Origin of the sequence: Lentzea aerocolonigenes (genome assembly GCF_000955955.1) — a bacterium.
Lineage (GTDB): Bacteria > Actinomycetota > Actinomycetes > Mycobacteriales > Pseudonocardiaceae > Lentzea > Lentzea aerocolonigenes_A.
In genome coordinates this window covers 1-14,451 of sequence record NZ_JYJG01000293.1, presented here as the reverse complement: position 1 = coordinate 14,451, position 14,451 = coordinate 1, and the positions used below count along the sequence as shown (strand labels likewise).

Here is a 14,451-nt window from a genome sequence, read left to right as displayed (position 1 = left end):
CCTCAGGCGCGACTCTCATCGACCCCGGACTTCGATAAAGGCCCTAGTCTGGGTCACGTGGAACTGCTGCACCTCCGGTACTTCGTGGCGGTCGCGGAGGAGCTCAACTTCTCGGCGGCCGCGCGGAAACTGCACATGGCCGCCTCTCCGCTGAGCCAGCGGATCAAGGACCTCGAACACGAGCTGGGCCGCAGACTGTTCGACCGCAGCACCCACCACGTCGCGCTGACCGACGCCGGCACCGCGCTGCTGCCGATCGCGCGGGACGTCCTCGACCGCGTCGGGTCGATCAGGTGGCAGCTCGACCAGGCCACGAAACCCAGCCGCACCACCGTGTTCGTCGGCATGCCCGCGGGCATCCACCCGGCGTTGCGGGAACGGGTGAACCTGCTGGCCGAGCGCGTCGAGGAGCGATTCGAGCTCAAGCGGTGGCCTGGCACGACGCCCGACCTGGTCGCGGCGGTGAAGAACGGCGAACTGGCGATCACGCTCGCGCGTCTGCCGGTGCAGGAGGCCTCTCTCGACACCCTGCACGTCATGACGGAACGCCTCGGCGCGGTCGTGCCGGCCGACCAGTTCGCCGGGTACAGCGAGGTCAAGCTGGCGGACCTGACGAGCCTCGCATACGCGCGTTCGCCGGACGAAACAATGCCCGCCTATTTCGAGCAGCTCGACCGGCAATTGGACGACTTGGGAGTGAAGAAGCGAATTCAGCTGACGCACACCGGTTACGGCGGCGTGAGCGAGCTGGTGTCCGGCGGTCTGGCGTTCTCGATCTCGATGCTGGACGAGGACAGCGCGATGCAGGGCTATCGGCTGGAGAACATGCAGGTCCTGCCCTTCTCGGACTTTCGGGCGCAGCTCGACACGGGTCTGCTGTGGCGCCGCGACCGGGCTGATCAGGACCTGGCCGAGGTCGTGAAAGCCGCCAAGGAGATCTTCGCGGAGGCCCTGGTTCGCTAAAAGAATGGTGTGACCGCTGTGGTCATACCATTATGAGCGACATGATCGTTCCCTTTTTCGCCGTGTGCAACTAACTTCGGTTGTGCAAGAACGAACAGGTGCGAAAGGACGAACGATGAAGGACATCACCACCGGCCCGCTCGACGGCGTCCGGGTGATCGACCTCTCGACCGTGGTCATGGGCCCGTACGCGGCCCAGATCCTCGGAGACCTCGGCGCCGACGTGATCAAGATCGAGTCGCCCGCGGACACCGTCCGCGTCGGCCAGTACCGCACCACGCCGGGCATGACGCCGCTCAACCTCAACGTCAACCGCAACAAGCGCAGCGTCGCCCTGAACCTGAAGGACGAGGACGACCGCGAGAAGGCGCTCAAGCTGATCGACACGGCCGACGTGCTGATCACCAACATGCGTCCCGGTGCGCTCAGCAGGCTCGGCCTGAACCACGCCGATGTCGCCGAGCGCAACCCAGGCCTGATCTACGCCCACGCGCAGGGCTTCCGCGGCGACTCCGACCGCGCCGGCAACGCCGCTTACGACGAGACCGTGCAGGCCGCGTCCGGGCTGGTCGACATCGCGAACCGGGCGATCGGCAGGCCGGTCTACCTGCCGACGATCATCGGCGACAAGGTGTCGTCGCTGACCATCGCCTACAGCGTGCTCGCCGCGCTGGTGCACCGGAACAACACCGGGCAGGGCCAGCGGATCGAGATCCCCATGACGGACACGATGATCGCGTTCAACCTGGTCGAGCACCTCGCCGGGCACGCGTTCGAGCCGGAGCAGGGACCGACGGGCTTCAACCTGTCGATGGCCAAGGGCCACCACGCCGTGCACACGAGCGACGGACTCGCCTGCGTCGTGCCGTACAACCCGCAGAACTTCCGCGACTTCTTCGCCGCCGCGGGACGTCCCGACCTGGTCGAGGACCCGCGCATCTCCGGTTACATGATCGACCCGGCGGACTCCGACGACCTCATGCACCTCGTCGACGCGTGCGCGCCCGCGCTCACCACCGAGCAGTGGGGCGAGGTCTGCGAGAAGCACAGCATCCCGTTCGCGCCGGTGCTGGAGCTCGACCGTGCGCACGAGGACGAGTACGTCCGCGACGGCCACCTCCTCGACGTCGTGCAGCACCCGAGCGAGGGCGCGATCCGGTCGATCGGCATCCCGGTCCGGTTCTCCGCGACGCCGGGTTCCATCCGCCGCCAGGCACCGCTGCCCGGCCAGGACACCGCTGACGTTCTCGCAGAGATCGGAGCCTGAGATGACTGTCGTGCGCACCGAGCGAATCGGCTCGGCACTGCTGATCACGATCGACCGGCCGGAAGCTCGCAACGCGGTCAACGCCGCGGTGGCCACCGAGCTGAGCAACGCGTTGGACGAGCTGGAGAACACCCCGGAACTGCGGGTGGGCGTGCTGACCGGAGCCGGTGGGACGTTCAGCGCCGGCATGGATCTCAAGGCCGCGCTGAAGGGCGAGTCGCCGGAGATTCCCGGCCGCGGGTTCGGCGGGCTCACCGAGGCCGCGCTGACCAAGCCGTTGATCGCCGCGGTCGAGGGGTTCGCGATGGGCGGCGGCTTCGAGCTGGCGCTGGGCTGCGACCTGATCGTCGCCGCCGAGGACGCGAAGTTCGGGCTGCCCGAGGTGAAGCGCGGCCTGATCGCCGCCGGTGGGGGAGTCGTCCGGCTGCCTGAGCGGATTCCGCACCACCTCGCGATGGAGATCCTGCTGACCGGCGAGCCGATCGACGGCAGCCGTGCGGGTTCCCTGGGCCTGGCCAACCGGGTCGTCGCGAACGGTGAGGCCGCCGCGGTCGCGTTGCAGCTGGCCGCCAAGATCGCCGAGAACGCGCCGCTCGCACTCGCCGCCGTGAAGAACGTGGTGCGATCGCAGGATCGCTGGGCCGCGCAACGTGCCGAGGCCGCTCGCTTGATGACCACGGCCGACGTCCGCGAGGGCATGACCGCGTTCGCCGAGCGTCGCGCTCCACAGTGGACAGGACGTTGAAATGCTTGGAATCACGCCACTGAGTGCTCCCGCGTTTCCCGCGGTGCAGCCCAGGTTCTACGACCGCGAGTACCTGAACATCGTCTACCGCACAGACCCCGAGGCCCTGCGAGCTGTCGTCCCGGCGCCGCTGGAGATCGACGAGCCGCTCGTCCGGTTCGAGGTCATGAAGATGAACGACGTCACCGGCTACGGCCCGTACACCGAGGCCGGACAGGCGGTCCAGGTCCTCTTCGACGGCGAGCGCGGCGAGTACCTGCACGCGATGTACCTGGACAGCTTCGCCGCCACCGCGTCCGGCCGCGAGGTCAGCGCCTACCCGAAGGTGATGGCGACTCCGAACCTGTACGCCGACAACGGCGCGCTGGTCGGGACGTTGGACTACGGGACGCTGCGGGTCGCCACCGCCACCATGGGCTACAAGCACTACGAGCTGGACCGGCAGGCCGCTGAGGCGGAGATCACGGTTCCAACCTTCATGCTGAAGACCATCCCCGACTATGACGGAACGCTCCGGGTGCAGGAGCTCGTGCGCACCGAGATCACCGACGTCGTGGTCAAGCAGGCCTACACCGGTCCCGCGCGGTTGCAGCTGTTCCAGCACGTCCTCGCGCCGCTCGCCGACCTCCCCGTGCTGGAGGTCGTGTCCGCCAGCCACATCATCACCGACCTGACGCTCGCTCCCGCCAAGCCGGTTCACAACTACCTCGAAGGAGGCCGGTCATGACCAAGGTCGCAGTGATCGGTGCCGGTGTCATCGGTCTGTCGTGGGCGAAGTTGTTCGTCGAGCACGGGATGACGGTGAGCGTCACCGACCCGCGCCCGGACCTCGCGGACGTCGTTCCGGCCGGCGTGCAGGTCGCGGCGAGCGTCGCGGAAGCCGTGCGGGACGCGGACTTCGTGCAGGAGAACGGCCCGGAGAACCTGGAGTTCAAGAAGAACCTCTTCGCCGAACTCGTGCAAGAAGCCCCGGCTTACGCTCTGCTGCTCAGCTCGTCGTCCGCGATCCCGTCCACCGCGTTCACCAAGGGCATCGACGGTTCGCGAGTCCTCATCGGACACCCGTTCAACCCGCCGCACCTGATCCCGCTGGTCGAGGTCGTGCCGGGGGAGCAGACGAGCGAGGAGTCCGTCCAGAAGGCCGTCGTGTTCTACCGCTCGCTCGGCCGCACGCCGGTCGTGGAGCGCAAGGAGATTCCCGGTTTCGTCGGCAACCGGCTGCAGGCCGCGTTGTCCCGTGAGGCCAACTACCTGGTCGAGCAGGGTGTCGTCACCCCGGAAGACCTCGACGCCGTCGTCACGAACTCGCTCGGCATCCGCTGGGCCACGGTCGGCCCGTTCCTCGGCGCCCACCTCGGTGGCGGCCCCGGCGGCTACCGGCACCTCGCCGAGCACATCGGCAAGTCCATGCAGGGCCTGCAGCTCGGTACCCCGTCCGACGACCCCGAACAGCTCATCGAAGCAGTGGAAAAGGCTTACGGCTCCTCCACGTACTCGGCTCTGGCCGAGACGCGCGACCGCAAGCAGCTCGCCGTTCTGACGGCGTTGGAGGAGAACTGATCATGGAACGTCTGGAAGACCAGCTGGTGGCCGACTTCTACAACTACGAGGCGCTGCTCAGCGACGAAGAGCGCAAGATCCTGCTGAGCGCCCGCGAGTTCATGGCCACCGAGATCAAGCCGATGGTCAACGAGTACTGGGCCAAGGGCGAGTTCCCGCACGAGCTGATCGGCAAGTTCCGCGGCGCCGGCCTCACCGCGCTGTCGTACGAGGGCTACGGCGAGCACCCGGAAGCGGTCAGCAACCTGCTGACCGGCATGCTGGCCATGGAGATGACCCGCACGGACGCCTCCGTCGCCACGTTCTTCGGTGTCCACAACGGACTCGCGATGTACTCGATCTACGCGGGTGGCGACCAGGAGCAGCGCGACCGCTGGCTGCCCGCCATGGCCGCGATGGACAAGATCGGCGCGTTCGCGATGACCGAACCGCTCGGCGGCTCCGATGTGGCCGGCGGCATGCGCACGACGGCTCGCCGCGACGGTGACACGTGGATCCTCAACGGTGCCAAGAAGTGGATCGGCAACGCCACCTTCGCCGACTACGTGATCGTGTGGGCCCGGGACGAGGAAGACAACAACGTCAAGGGGTTCGTGGTCGAGAAGGGCACGCCCGGCTTCGTCGCGGAGAAGATCGAGGGCAAGATCGCGTTCCGGATCGTGGAGAACGCCGAGATCACCCTGACCGACGTCCGCGTGCCGGAAGCGAACCGCCTGCAGCGCATCAACTCGTTCCGCGACGTGGCCGAGATCCTGCGCGCCACCCGTGGCGGCGTCGCCTGGCAGGCGCTCGGCGTGATGATCGGCGCCTACGAGCTCGCGCTGGCCTACGCCCAGGAGCGCAAGCAGTTCGGCCGCCCGATCGCGCGGTTCCAGATGGTGCAGGACCTGCTGGTGAAGTCGCTCGGCAACATCACCGCCTCGTGGGGCATGCTCGTTCAGCTCGCGAAGCTGCAGGACGCGGGCATCTTCCAGGACGAGCACTCGTCGCTCGCCAAGGCGTTCGTCACCTCCCGCATGCGCGAGGTCGTGGCCTGGAGCCGGGAGATCTTCGGCGGCAACGGCATCGTGCTCGGCTACGACGTCGCGCGCTTCTTCGCCGACGCCGAGGCGATCTACTCGTTCGAGGGCACCCGCGAGATGAACACGCTGATCGTCGGCAAGGCGATCACCGGTCAGAGCGCCTTCGTGTGATCTAACGGGGATAGGTGTGGATCTCCGTTGCTTTGAGTGAAACCCACAACGCGTCGCCGGGCTGCAGCCGCAGCTCGGCGACTGTCGCTGTGGTGATGTCGGCGAGCACGGGCGGGTTGCCGTCGAGTTCCACGCGAGTGGTGTGCGCGTGCTGCTCGATGCCGGAGACCACGGCCTGCCAGGAGTTTCGCGGACTGCCGGCGGGCTTCTCCGTGAACAGGCTGACCGCGGACGGCGGGAACACCACGTGCACCGGGCCTTCCGCGGGTTCGGCGATCGTCAGCGTGCCGCCTTCGTCGAGCCGGACCTCGGTGCCGTGCGCCGTGCCGCGGTAGAAGTTGAGGCCGACGAGATGTGCCACGTAGTCGGTCCGCGGTTGCCGGACCACGTCACGAGGCGTGCCCTGCTGGACCACGCGGCCGTCCTCGATGATCACGATCCGGTCCGCCAGCACCATCGCGTCCAACGGGTCGTGCGTGACCAGCAGCGTGTGGCCGGGGTAGTCCTGCAGATGCCTGCCCAGTTCGGAACGCACGCGCAGCCGGGTGCTGGCGTCCAGCGCGGCGAGAGGTTCGTCGAGCAGCAGCAGTTCCGGGGAAGTGGCGAGGGCGCGGGCCAGGGCGACGCGTTGGGCTTGGCCGCCGGACAACGTGCGGGGCTTGGCTCGGGCGAAGTCACCGAGACCGACCTGCCCGAGCCAGTGCAGGGCAACGGTGTCGGCCTCGGCCTTCCGAGTGCCGCGGGCGCGCAGGCCGAACGCGACGTTGTCGAGCGCGGTCATGTGCGCGAAGAGCAGGTAGTCCTGGAAAACCACGCCGATGGGCCGTTTCTCGGCGGGCAGACCGTCCCAAGTGGACCCGTTGTGCGTGATTTGGCTGGAGCTGCCGACCAGTCCAGCCAGGGCGCGCAACGCGGTGGTCTTGCCCGCGCCGTTCGGGCCGAGCAACGCGACGACCTCGCCCGCCTCGATGTCGAGATCGAGCTCCAGCGAAAAGCCGGCGCGCGAGACGCGGAGTGAGGCGTGAAGTGTCATGAGGGCCCGCTGATCCACTTGTCGCGCAACCCCGCCAGCACGGCGACGGACACCAGCAGCAGCACGATGCTGAGCACGATCGCCGCGTCCGGATCGGTCTCCAGGGCCAGGTACACGGCGAGCGGCATGGTCGTCGTCCTGCCGGGGAAGTTGCCCGCGAACGTGATCGTCGCACCGAACTCGCCGAGTGCCCGCGCCCAGCACAGCACGGTTCCCGCGATGACACCCGGCATCACGCTGGGCAGGGTCACGCGCCGGAACGTCAGCCAGCGCGAGGCACCGAGCGTCGCAGCGGCCTCTTCGTAGCGCGGATCCGCGGCCCTGAGAGCACCTTCGACCGAGATCACCAGGAACGGCATCGCGACGAACGCCTCGGCCAGCACCACTCCGGCCGTGGTGAAAGGCAACGAGATCCCGAACCACTGGTCGAGGTGCTGGCCGACGATCCCGCGACGGCCGAGCACCAGCAGCAACGCCACACCGCCGACAACCGGTGGCAGAACGAGCGGCACCGTGACGAGGGCGCGGAGCACACCCCGTCCCGGCAGGTCGCTGCGCGCGAGCAACCACGCGAGCGGCACACCGAGCACGAGGCACACGACGGTGGCCAGGGAGGCGCAGATCAGCGAGAGCCGCAGCGCCTGCCCGACCTCCGCGCTGAAGAGCTGCGATGGCAGGGTCGCCCACGGCGCCTTGATCAGCAGTCCTGCCAGCGGCACGAGCAGGAACGCGAGCCCGGCGATCGCGGGCAGCACGAGGACGACCGGCAGCCTTGACCTCACGGCGCGGCGAAACCCGCTTCGGAGAGCACCCTCTTGCCCTTGTCCGACAGCACGTAGTCGAGGAAAGCCTTGGCGGCAGCGGCGTTCGGCGCCTTGTCCAGCGCGGCGATCGGGTAGTCGTTGACCGCGTTGGAGGCTTCGGTGAAGTCCTTGCCCTCGACCTTGTCACCCGCGGCCTTGACGTCCGTCCGGTAGACGAGCGCCGCATCGACCTCACCCAGCGACACCTTGGTCAGCACGGCTTTCACGTCCTGTTCCAGCGTGTCCGGTGCGGCGGTGATCTTGGCCGCCTCGAACACCTTCTTCGACGCCGCCCCGCACGGCACCTGTTCCGCGCACAACGCGATCTTCAGGTCCGCCTTGGCGAAGTCCGCGAGCCCGGTGATCTTGCCGGGGTTCCCCTCGGGCACCGCGATCTGCAGCGTGTTCCTCGCGAACGTCGTGGGCGTCGCGGTGACGGCCTTGGTGTCGGTCACCTGCTTCATGTTGGCCGGAGCCGCGGACGCGAACACGTCGGCCGGCGCGCCCTGGTTGATCTGCTGCGCCAGCGCCGAGCTGCCCGCGAAGTTGAACGTGACCTTCGTACCGGGGTTCGCGGTCTCGAACTCCTCGCCCAGTTTCCGGAAAGACTCGGTCAGCGACGCCGCCGCGAACACCGTGACGTTCCCGGAGACACCGGTCTGCGCGGGTGCCGGTGAACCGCACCCGGCGAGCAACAGTGCCGCGACCGCGAGCACCCTCTTCAACTCAGGCCTCCGGGATCTCGACGACGACGTGCGTGGACTTGATGGAGGCGACGGCGACGCTGCCCACCTCGAGGCCGAGCTCGTCGGCGGACTCGCGACTGATCAGCGACGTGATGCGGAACGGCCCGGCCTGCATGTCGACCTGCGCCATCACGCCGTCCTTCACGACCCGCGTGACGATGCCCTTCATCCGGTTGCGCGCCGACGCCGCCACCGTCGTCCCCGGCTCGGCGACCTCGGTCATCTTCTGGGCGAACTCGGCGAGCTCCACACCGCTGACGCCCTTGCGCCCGTTGTCCAGCACGACGGACTGCAGGCGCCCCTGATCTATCCACCGGCGCAGGGTGTCGTCACTGACCCCGAGCAGCGCGGCGGCTTCGCTGATCCGCAGATTCGGCACGATCGGCAGTCTATGTCCGCGTTTGCGGGTATCTCAACTATTCCGAGCAGCGAAAGCCGCTAGCTGTCGGGGTAACCCGACTTATCGGTGGCGTCTCATCTCGTGAGCATCGGCGCTTCGCATCACCGCCGATGCCCACAAGGGGAGTCATGCATTTACGGGTCGTGGCCGCTGTTCTCCTGCTGGCCACGGGGTGTGCCGCCGAGCCAGCGAGAGGCCCCAGCGGCGATCCCATCAAGATCGGATACCTCAACAACGCGTCCGGCGCGTTCGCGGTGCCGGAGCTGCAGACCGGTGCCGAGGTCGCCGTCGCCCACCTCAACCGCCAGGGCGGCGTCCGCAACCGCCCGTTCGAACTGATCACCTGCCCCACGGACGGCACGCCGGAGCAGTCCGCCGCCTGTGCGGAGAAGTTCGTGCGCGACAAGGTGTCCGTGGTCGTGCAGGGCGTCGACACCGGAGCCGACGCAGCCATGCCCGCGCTCAGCGACGCCGCCATCCCGCTGGTCGGGCACGTCCAGTTCACGCCCGGCCTGATGAACCACAGGAACGCCTACTTCTTCGGTGCCGCAGCCGTTGCGTACGGGACGGCGGCGCTCAAGTACTACGCGGATCAGGGCGTGAAGACGGTCGCATGGCTGCTGCCCGAGTCGCCGGCCACGCACGCCTTCACCGACACCGTGCTCACCCCGGCGGCCAGGCGGTTCGGCCTCGGCTACCGCTCGCTCTACTACCCGGCCGACAACCCGGGCTGGGACGGCCTGGCCCGGCAGGTGCACACCGCGGAGGCGTCCGGCAGCATCGCCGCCACCGAGGAGCAGTGCACGCACCTCGTCCGATCGCTGCGAGAGTCCGGCTACGAGGGGCGAATCCTCGCCGCGTCGTGCACCGGGCTGCCGAAGTCCGTGGGGAACCAGTCGATCGGCGTCGAGCTGTCGTCGGACTTCTGGCACCCGACGGACCCGCTGTCCGCACCACCCGCCAACCAGGACGAGATCGAGGAGTACCGCGCGGCGATGAAGGAAGCGGGCCACGACGAACCCGTTGCGGGCGCGGTGGTGTCGTTCGCGGACATGATCACGCTCGCCCGAGTGCTGTCCACTTCGGACGGTACGCCCGAGCAGGCGTTGAAGTCCGTCAAGAACCTCGACAGCTTCCTCGGCCCGCAGATCACGTGCGACCACGCGTGGTTCGGCAACTCGGCGTGCAGCACGGCCGTGCTGTTCTACCGATTCCAGCCGAACGGGGCACTGAAAGCCCAGATCCCGGACTTCATCGAGGTCGCCAAACTGGGGTAACCTGACGACTTGAAGAATTCTTCAATTCGACAGGTTGTGGTGTCGTGAACGAGTTCAGGGACAACCTCCTCGCCCGCATCGCGCAGGCGGAGGAAGCCGTGCGGCGCGCGGAGGAGCAGCAGGACGCGTACGCCGCCGAGACGCACGGCGCCGACCTCGCCAACCTCCGGCGGCTCGCCGCCGAGCACGGGGTGAAGTGACCGTGCCGGTTCCGCTATACCAGGCGAAGGCCGACTTCTTCCGCATGCTCGGGCATCCGGTCCGCATCCGGGTGCTCGAGCTGCTGCAGGACGGGCCGAAGGCCGTGCGCGAGCTGCTCGCCGAGATCGAGGTCGAGGCCTCCAACCTCTCGGCCCAGCTCGCCGTGCTGCGCAGATCGGGGATCGTCACGGCGACCCGCGAGGGTTCGACCGTGGTGTACGCCCTCGCGGGTGCCGACGTGGCTGACCTGCTCAGAGCCGCCAGACGCATCCTGACCGAGTTGCTGGTGGGACAGAACCAACTGCTGGCCCAGCTCCAAGCCGACTAGCTGTGGCCGGCGATCCGGTGCGGCTGGTAGGCCGACTCCAGCAACTGCACCTCGTCGTCGGTGAGTTCGACGTCGAGCGACGCCACCGCGTCGTCCAGCTGCGGGAGCTTCGTGACGCCGATGATCGGCGCGGTGACGACAGGGTTGCGGTGCAGCCACGCCAGCGCGACCTGCGCCCGTGACACGCCCCGAGCCGCGGCCACCTCGGCCACCCGCGAGACGATGGCGCTGTCCGACTCGACGTACAGAGTGGACCCGAACTCGTCGGTCTCGGTGCGAGCCGTCGTCGAGTCCCAGTCGCGGGTGAGGCGGCCGCGGGCCAGCGGGCTCCACGGAATGACGGCGACGCCCTGGTCCGCGCAGAACGGCAGCATCTCGCGCTCCTCCTCGCGGTAGAGGAGGTTGTAGTGGTTCTGCATCGACACGAACCGCGTCCAGCCGTTCTGCCGCTGAGTGAACAACGACTTGGCGAACTGCCACGCGTACATGGACGACGCGCCGATGTAGCGCGCCTTGCCGGACTTCACGACGTCGTGCAGCGCCTCCAAAGTCTCCTCAAGTGGCACGGAGGAGTCGAAGCGGTGGATCTGGTACAGGTCGACGTAGTCCGTGCCCAGCCGGCGCAGCGAGTTGTCGATCTCGGCGAAGATCGCCTTGCGGGACAGGCCCGCGCCGTTCGAACCGGCGTGCATGCGGCCGTTGACCTTGGTGGCGAGCACGATCTCGTCGCGCCGCGCGAAGTCCTTCAGCGCACGCCCGGTGATCTCCTCCGAGGAGCCGTCGGAGTAGACGTTCGCGGTGTCGAAGAAGTTGATGCCGGCGTCGAGCGCTGCCTTGATGAACGGTCGCGACTCCTCGTCCGGCAGCGACCACGGATGGCCTCCGCGCGACGGGTCTCCGTAACTCATCATGCCGAGACAGATCTCGGACACGTCCATGCCGGCGAGCTTGGTGTAGCGCACGGTCAGCCCCTCAGGAAAACGACGATCACGGTCGGGTGATGGTGGCAACAACCCGTTCAACATCAACGTAGTCCCGCTCGCCGGATCGTGCCCCTCTTTAACACGACAGTGGCATGCAGGCCGTCACAGCTGACCTGCGGGTTTAGCTTCCTCGTGTGACGAGCATCGATGTGGTCGCGCCGCCGCGGGACGTGCTGGCGTGGAGCCGGGCCATGATCGACACGCCGTGGAAGGCCGCGATCGCCTCGCTTCCGGACGAAACGCGCGAGGTCGTCGAACACCACAGTCCGGACTTCTCGACGTCCGCGCTGGCGCTGCTCGCCGCGGACTGCATCGGTGACGCCACCAGGGCGATCCGCGTCGCGACCGCGCTGGAGCTCGCGTTCCAGCACGAACAGCTGCACGCCGACCTGATGACGCGCGCGGTCAGCCGCGGCCACCAGCCGAGCGCGTGGGTGGAGTTCGGTGACGACAGGGCCGTCTCCGCCGCGGACGCGTTGATCTCACTGGCTTTCGGGCAGCTCACCAAACCCGAGGTGATGATCCTCAACGCGGCACTGCTGTCCGTTGTGGACGGTTATGTCCAGGAAGTCGAGATGGACGACCGCGACGACGTCGACATCGCCGAGTACCTGGGCGTGGCGGCGGCGAAGCACTCGACGCTGACGGCCTGCGCGTGCGAGCTCGGTGCGTTGTCCGCGGGCGGTTCGCGGAGTCAGGCCGACCACCTCAGGGAGTTCGGCGACGACATCGGCCTGGCGCGCAAGCACGTCGACGACGTCCAGGCGATCTGGGGCGGCGCGACGGTCAGCGGCTCGCCGCTCTACGACGACCTGCTGCACCGCCGCCGCACGTTGCCGGTGGTCGCCGCGATGAGCTTCGGCACCGATGTCTACGCCTCCGACGCCGAACCGCACGAGCTGGCCGCCCGGATCGAGGAAGCGGGCGGCCGCAAGTGGTGCGAGCAGCAGGCCGAACTGCTGCTCGCCCGCGCCCTCAACCACCTGCGGCAGTCGGGGCCGAGGGCGCGAGCGGCGGACGAGCTGTTCGGGCTCGCCAGGGAGGTCACGACCGCCAGGTGTGCGAAGGCTCGAACCCCAGCACCCGCCGTGCCTTCTCAATCGACAGCAGAGTCTCGTGAGGACCGAACTCCCGCTTGAGCGGCACGCCCGGATAGACCTTCGCGACCAGCTCGTCGTTCGGCGTCGTCATGCACGTGTCGGCGTTGGCGATGATGAACACGTCGAACCCCGTCGCGTCGTGCTGCAATGCCTTGCGCACGGCCTGCGCACCGTCCCGCGCGTCGATGTACGACCAGAGGTTCCACTTGCGCGCGAGCGGGTCGGCGTCGAACGGGAAGCGTTCGTAGTCGTGCGGCTCCATCACGTTCGAGAACCTCAGCCCGATGATCTTCATCTCGGGCTCCCAGCGGCAGAACTGCTGCGCGAGCGTCTCGTCGACGAGCTTGCCCAGCGAGTACGACGTCTCCGGGCGGCCCGCGTACTCCTCGTCGATCGGGATGTACGGCGGGGGAGTGTCGAACGGCAGCCCGAGCACCGTCTCGCTCGACGCCCACACGACGTTGCGCACCTTGGCGAGTCGTGCCGCGGCGAACACGTTGTAGGTGCTCGTCACGTTGTTGTGGAACGTCTTCGCGTTGGGTGCGACACCAGGGCCGGGGATCGCGGCCAGGTGCACCACGGCGTCGAGCCCGGCGTACCTGTCGTCGATCCCGCTGATCGCCTCCACGACCTGGCCGTAGTCGGTCAGGTCGACGCGCGTGAACTCGCCTCGGGGCGTCGGGGGAGCGGCCTGGTCGAGGTTGTGCACCTCCCAGCCGTGCTCGATCAGATCGGCCACGACAGCGCGGCCGAGCTTGCCGCTGCCTCCGGTCACCGCGACACGTTGAGTCATGAATCAATTATTGCGTGCCGCCACGGTCGCGCACCCCGCGGCGCGCAATGGTGTCGAAGGGGGAAGCTCGGCGTTCGAGTGTCGCGTACGGGGAGTGTGGAGGTCGGCTCGTCGACATCGGCCTGCCAAAGAGCGATGTGTACTGGCCGTGTTGCCTGCGCGCATCACCACCCTGGCGGGCCGGCACCCGTTGGACGAGCGGCTGGCCGGTCAGCTGATGCCCGCGCCATTCGGGCACGCTACCGGCCGATGGCGCCAGTGAGATCGGCTCCGGTGAGCGTGGCGCTGCTGAGATCAGTGCCGGTCAGGTCCGCGTTCACCAGAAGGGCGTCCGAGAGGTTCGCGGAGGAGAACATCGCGCGGTTCAGTTTCGTGTCAGGCAGGTTCGCCCCGGTCAGATTCGCGTCACTGAAGTTCGCGTCACTCGCGTCGGTCAATGCGATGAACGCTCTGCTCAGGTCGGTCTCGGTGAACTGGGCGTTCCACAGGTCGCTGAGCGAGAGATCGGCTCCGGCCAGGCGGGCTCCGGACAGATCGGCGTTGTGCAGGCAGGTCAGGCTCAGGTCGAGGCGGCCGCCGCCGTCCCTGCCGGGGTCTCGTCGGCCCAGCGCGGTCAGGGCCGCCTGCACGTCGGACGCCAGTGGGTGGTCCAGTCCGTGCGGGCATCCGGCGCTCATGGGGGCGTGGTTGCGCACGAACGCCGCGAGCACCTGCACGACGACAGGCTGGTCGCGCTCAGAGTCCTTTCCGAGCTTCTCCAGCGAGTAGATGCCTCCCATGCGCACGTCGGCCTTGTCCGAACCCAGCTGGTCGACCGCGCGTCCGTACCGGTCCGACAGCTGACTCTGCTGGGCGAGGGTGATCTGCTGGTTCGTCGCCACCAGCGACTTGTTGGTGAACCACAGGGCGGCAATGACGGTGGCGGCGGTCGCGAGTGCCGCGAGATGGCTCCAGCCCGCCCAGTGGAACATCCTGCCCGCGGCAGAACGGGGTGCGTCGTTCTCGGTCACCCCGCGACTAGACGGTTGATTCCAAGGGTCGGCAGCCACGGACCTGCGG

17 protein-coding genes are annotated in these 14,451 nt (G+C 68.1%); 10 read left to right on the top strand and 7 right to left on the bottom strand.

What is annotated here, in order from left to right:
• The first annotated feature begins 57 nt into the window (after positions 1-57).
• From UK23_RS33495 to UK23_RS33470, 6 genes are all read left to right on the top strand, one after another.
• A complete protein-coding gene (locus UK23_RS33495; RefSeq protein WP_045315724.1) occupies positions 58-963 on the top strand; it encodes a LysR family transcriptional regulator in 906 nt (301 codons plus the stop codon).
• Positions 964-1,078: 115 nt separating this feature from the next.
• Positions 1,079-2,230: a CaiB/BaiF CoA transferase family protein gene (locus tag UK23_RS33490; RefSeq protein ID WP_196777993.1), complete on the top strand. Its 1,152-nt coding sequence runs from the start codon at positions 1,079-1,081 to the stop codon at positions 2,228-2,230.
• Between the two features lies 1 nt (position 2,231).
• Positions 2,232-2,975, top strand: a complete 744-nt coding sequence (locus tag UK23_RS33485; protein WP_045315723.1) for a crotonase/enoyl-CoA hydratase family protein — start codon at positions 2,232-2,234, stop codon at positions 2,973-2,975.
• A 1-nt stretch (position 2,976) separates the two neighbouring features.
• Complete coding sequence (locus UK23_RS33480) at positions 2,977-3,702, top strand: acetoacetate decarboxylase (RefSeq protein ID WP_045315722.1); 726 nt, start codon at positions 2,977-2,979, stop codon at positions 3,700-3,702.
• Positions 3,699-4,535 (top strand): 3-hydroxyacyl-CoA dehydrogenase NAD-binding domain-containing protein, encoded by an 837-nt coding sequence (locus UK23_RS33475; protein WP_045315721.1) that lies wholly within the window; start codon positions 3,699-3,701, stop codon positions 4,533-4,535. Before UK23_RS33480 ends, UK23_RS33475 begins: the two co-directional genes overlap by 4 nt.
• A gap of 2 nt (positions 4,536-4,537) precedes the next feature.
• The gene (locus UK23_RS33470; protein ID WP_045315720.1) at positions 4,538-5,728 is read left to right on the top strand and encodes an acyl-CoA dehydrogenase family protein; all 1,191 of its coding nucleotides are present in this window, start codon (positions 4,538-4,540) and stop codon (positions 5,726-5,728) included.
• Position 5,729: 1 nt separating this feature from the next.
• Here UK23_RS33470 and UK23_RS33465 read toward each other — a convergent pair whose 3' ends face one another.
• The 4 genes from UK23_RS33465 to UK23_RS33450 are packed head-to-tail and all read right to left on the bottom strand — an operon-like array spanning position 5,730 to position 8,689.
• The gene (locus UK23_RS33465; protein WP_045315719.1) at positions 5,730-6,761 is read right to left on the bottom strand and encodes an ABC transporter ATP-binding protein; all 1,032 of its coding nucleotides are present in this window, start codon (positions 6,759-6,761) and stop codon (positions 5,730-5,732) included.
• Positions 6,758-7,543 carry a molybdate ABC transporter permease subunit gene (gene modB, locus UK23_RS33460; protein ID WP_082115178.1) on the bottom strand — a complete coding sequence of 262 codons (786 nt, stop codon included), beginning with the start codon at positions 7,541-7,543 and terminating at the stop codon, positions 6,758-6,760. Before modB ends, UK23_RS33465 begins: the two co-directional genes overlap by 4 nt.
• Positions 7,540-8,289, bottom strand: coding sequence for a molybdate ABC transporter substrate-binding protein (gene modA, locus UK23_RS33455; protein ID WP_045315718.1), 750 nt, complete (start codon positions 8,287-8,289; stop codon positions 7,540-7,542). Before modA ends, modB begins: the two co-directional genes overlap by 4 nt.
• A gap of 1 nt (position 8,290) precedes the next feature.
• Positions 8,291-8,689 carry a TOBE domain-containing protein gene (locus UK23_RS33450; protein WP_045315717.1) on the bottom strand — a complete coding sequence of 133 codons (399 nt, stop codon included), beginning with the start codon at positions 8,687-8,689 and terminating at the stop codon, positions 8,291-8,293.
• Between the two features lie 164 nt (positions 8,690-8,853).
• On the opposite strand from UK23_RS33450, the gene UK23_RS33445 reads away from it, so the two are divergent.
• Genes UK23_RS33445 through UK23_RS33440 form a run of 3 tightly spaced genes read left to right on the top strand, consistent with a single transcriptional unit; the run spans position 8,854 to position 10,516 of the window.
• Complete coding sequence (locus UK23_RS33445) at positions 8,854-9,987, top strand: ABC transporter substrate-binding protein (protein WP_045315716.1); 1,134 nt, start codon at positions 8,854-8,856, stop codon at positions 9,985-9,987.
• Positions 9,988-10,031: 44 nt separating this feature from the next.
• Positions 10,032-10,187 (top strand): hypothetical protein, encoded by a 156-nt coding sequence (locus UK23_RS53055; protein WP_196777992.1) that lies wholly within the window; start codon positions 10,032-10,034, stop codon positions 10,185-10,187.
• A 2-nt stretch (positions 10,188-10,189) separates the two neighbouring features.
• The gene (locus UK23_RS33440; protein WP_045315727.1) at positions 10,190-10,516 is read left to right on the top strand and encodes an ArsR/SmtB family transcription factor; all 327 of its coding nucleotides are present in this window, start codon (positions 10,190-10,192) and stop codon (positions 10,514-10,516) included.
• Here the strand turns inward: UK23_RS33440 and UK23_RS33435 are convergent.
• Positions 10,513-11,478 (bottom strand): aldo/keto reductase, encoded by a 966-nt coding sequence (locus UK23_RS33435; RefSeq protein WP_045315715.1) that lies wholly within the window; start codon positions 11,476-11,478, stop codon positions 10,513-10,515. The genes UK23_RS33440 and UK23_RS33435 overlap by 4 nt on opposite strands.
• A gap of 155 nt (positions 11,479-11,633) precedes the next feature.
• On the opposite strand from UK23_RS33435, the gene UK23_RS33430 reads away from it, so the two are divergent.
• Positions 11,634-12,638, top strand: a complete 1,005-nt coding sequence (locus UK23_RS33430; RefSeq protein ID WP_052685292.1) for a polyprenyl synthetase family protein — start codon at positions 11,634-11,636, stop codon at positions 12,636-12,638.
• Here the strand turns inward: UK23_RS33430 and UK23_RS33425 are convergent.
• Positions 12,544-13,392 (bottom strand): NAD-dependent epimerase/dehydratase family protein, encoded by an 849-nt coding sequence (locus UK23_RS33425; RefSeq protein WP_045315714.1) that lies wholly within the window; start codon positions 13,390-13,392, stop codon positions 12,544-12,546. The genes UK23_RS33430 and UK23_RS33425 overlap by 95 nt on opposite strands.
• Before the next feature lie 239 nt (positions 13,393-13,631).
• Positions 13,632-14,402 (bottom strand): pentapeptide repeat-containing protein, encoded by a 771-nt coding sequence (locus tag UK23_RS33420; protein ID WP_052685291.1) that lies wholly within the window; start codon positions 14,400-14,402, stop codon positions 13,632-13,634.
• Positions 14,403-14,451 lie beyond the last annotated feature (49 nt).

Bases quoted from the DNA above. Each gene is read 5' to 3' on its own strand.
- UK23_RS33485 (WP_045315723.1), top strand. From the start codon at position 2,232: ATGACTGTCGTGCGCACCGAGCGAATCGGCTCGGCACTGCTGATCACG.
- UK23_RS33425 (WP_045315714.1), bottom strand. From the start codon at position 13,392: ATGACTCAACGTGTCGCGGTGACCGGAGGCAGCGGCAAGCTCGGCCGC.
- UK23_RS33470 (WP_045315720.1), top strand. From the start codon at position 4,538: ATGGAACGTCTGGAAGACCAGCTGGTGGCCGACTTCTACAACTACGAG.
- UK23_RS33490 (WP_196777993.1), top strand. From the start codon at position 1,079: ATGAAGGACATCACCACCGGCCCGCTCGACGGCGTCCGGGTGATCGAC.
- UK23_RS33475 (WP_045315721.1), top strand. From the start codon at position 3,699: ATGACCAAGGTCGCAGTGATCGGTGCCGGTGTCATCGGTCTGTCGTGG.
- UK23_RS33465 (WP_045315719.1), bottom strand. From the start codon at position 6,761: ATGACACTTCACGCCTCACTCCGCGTCTCGCGCGCCGGCTTTTCGCTG.
- UK23_RS33480 (WP_045315722.1), top strand. From the start codon at position 2,977: ATGCTTGGAATCACGCCACTGAGTGCTCCCGCGTTTCCCGCGGTGCAG.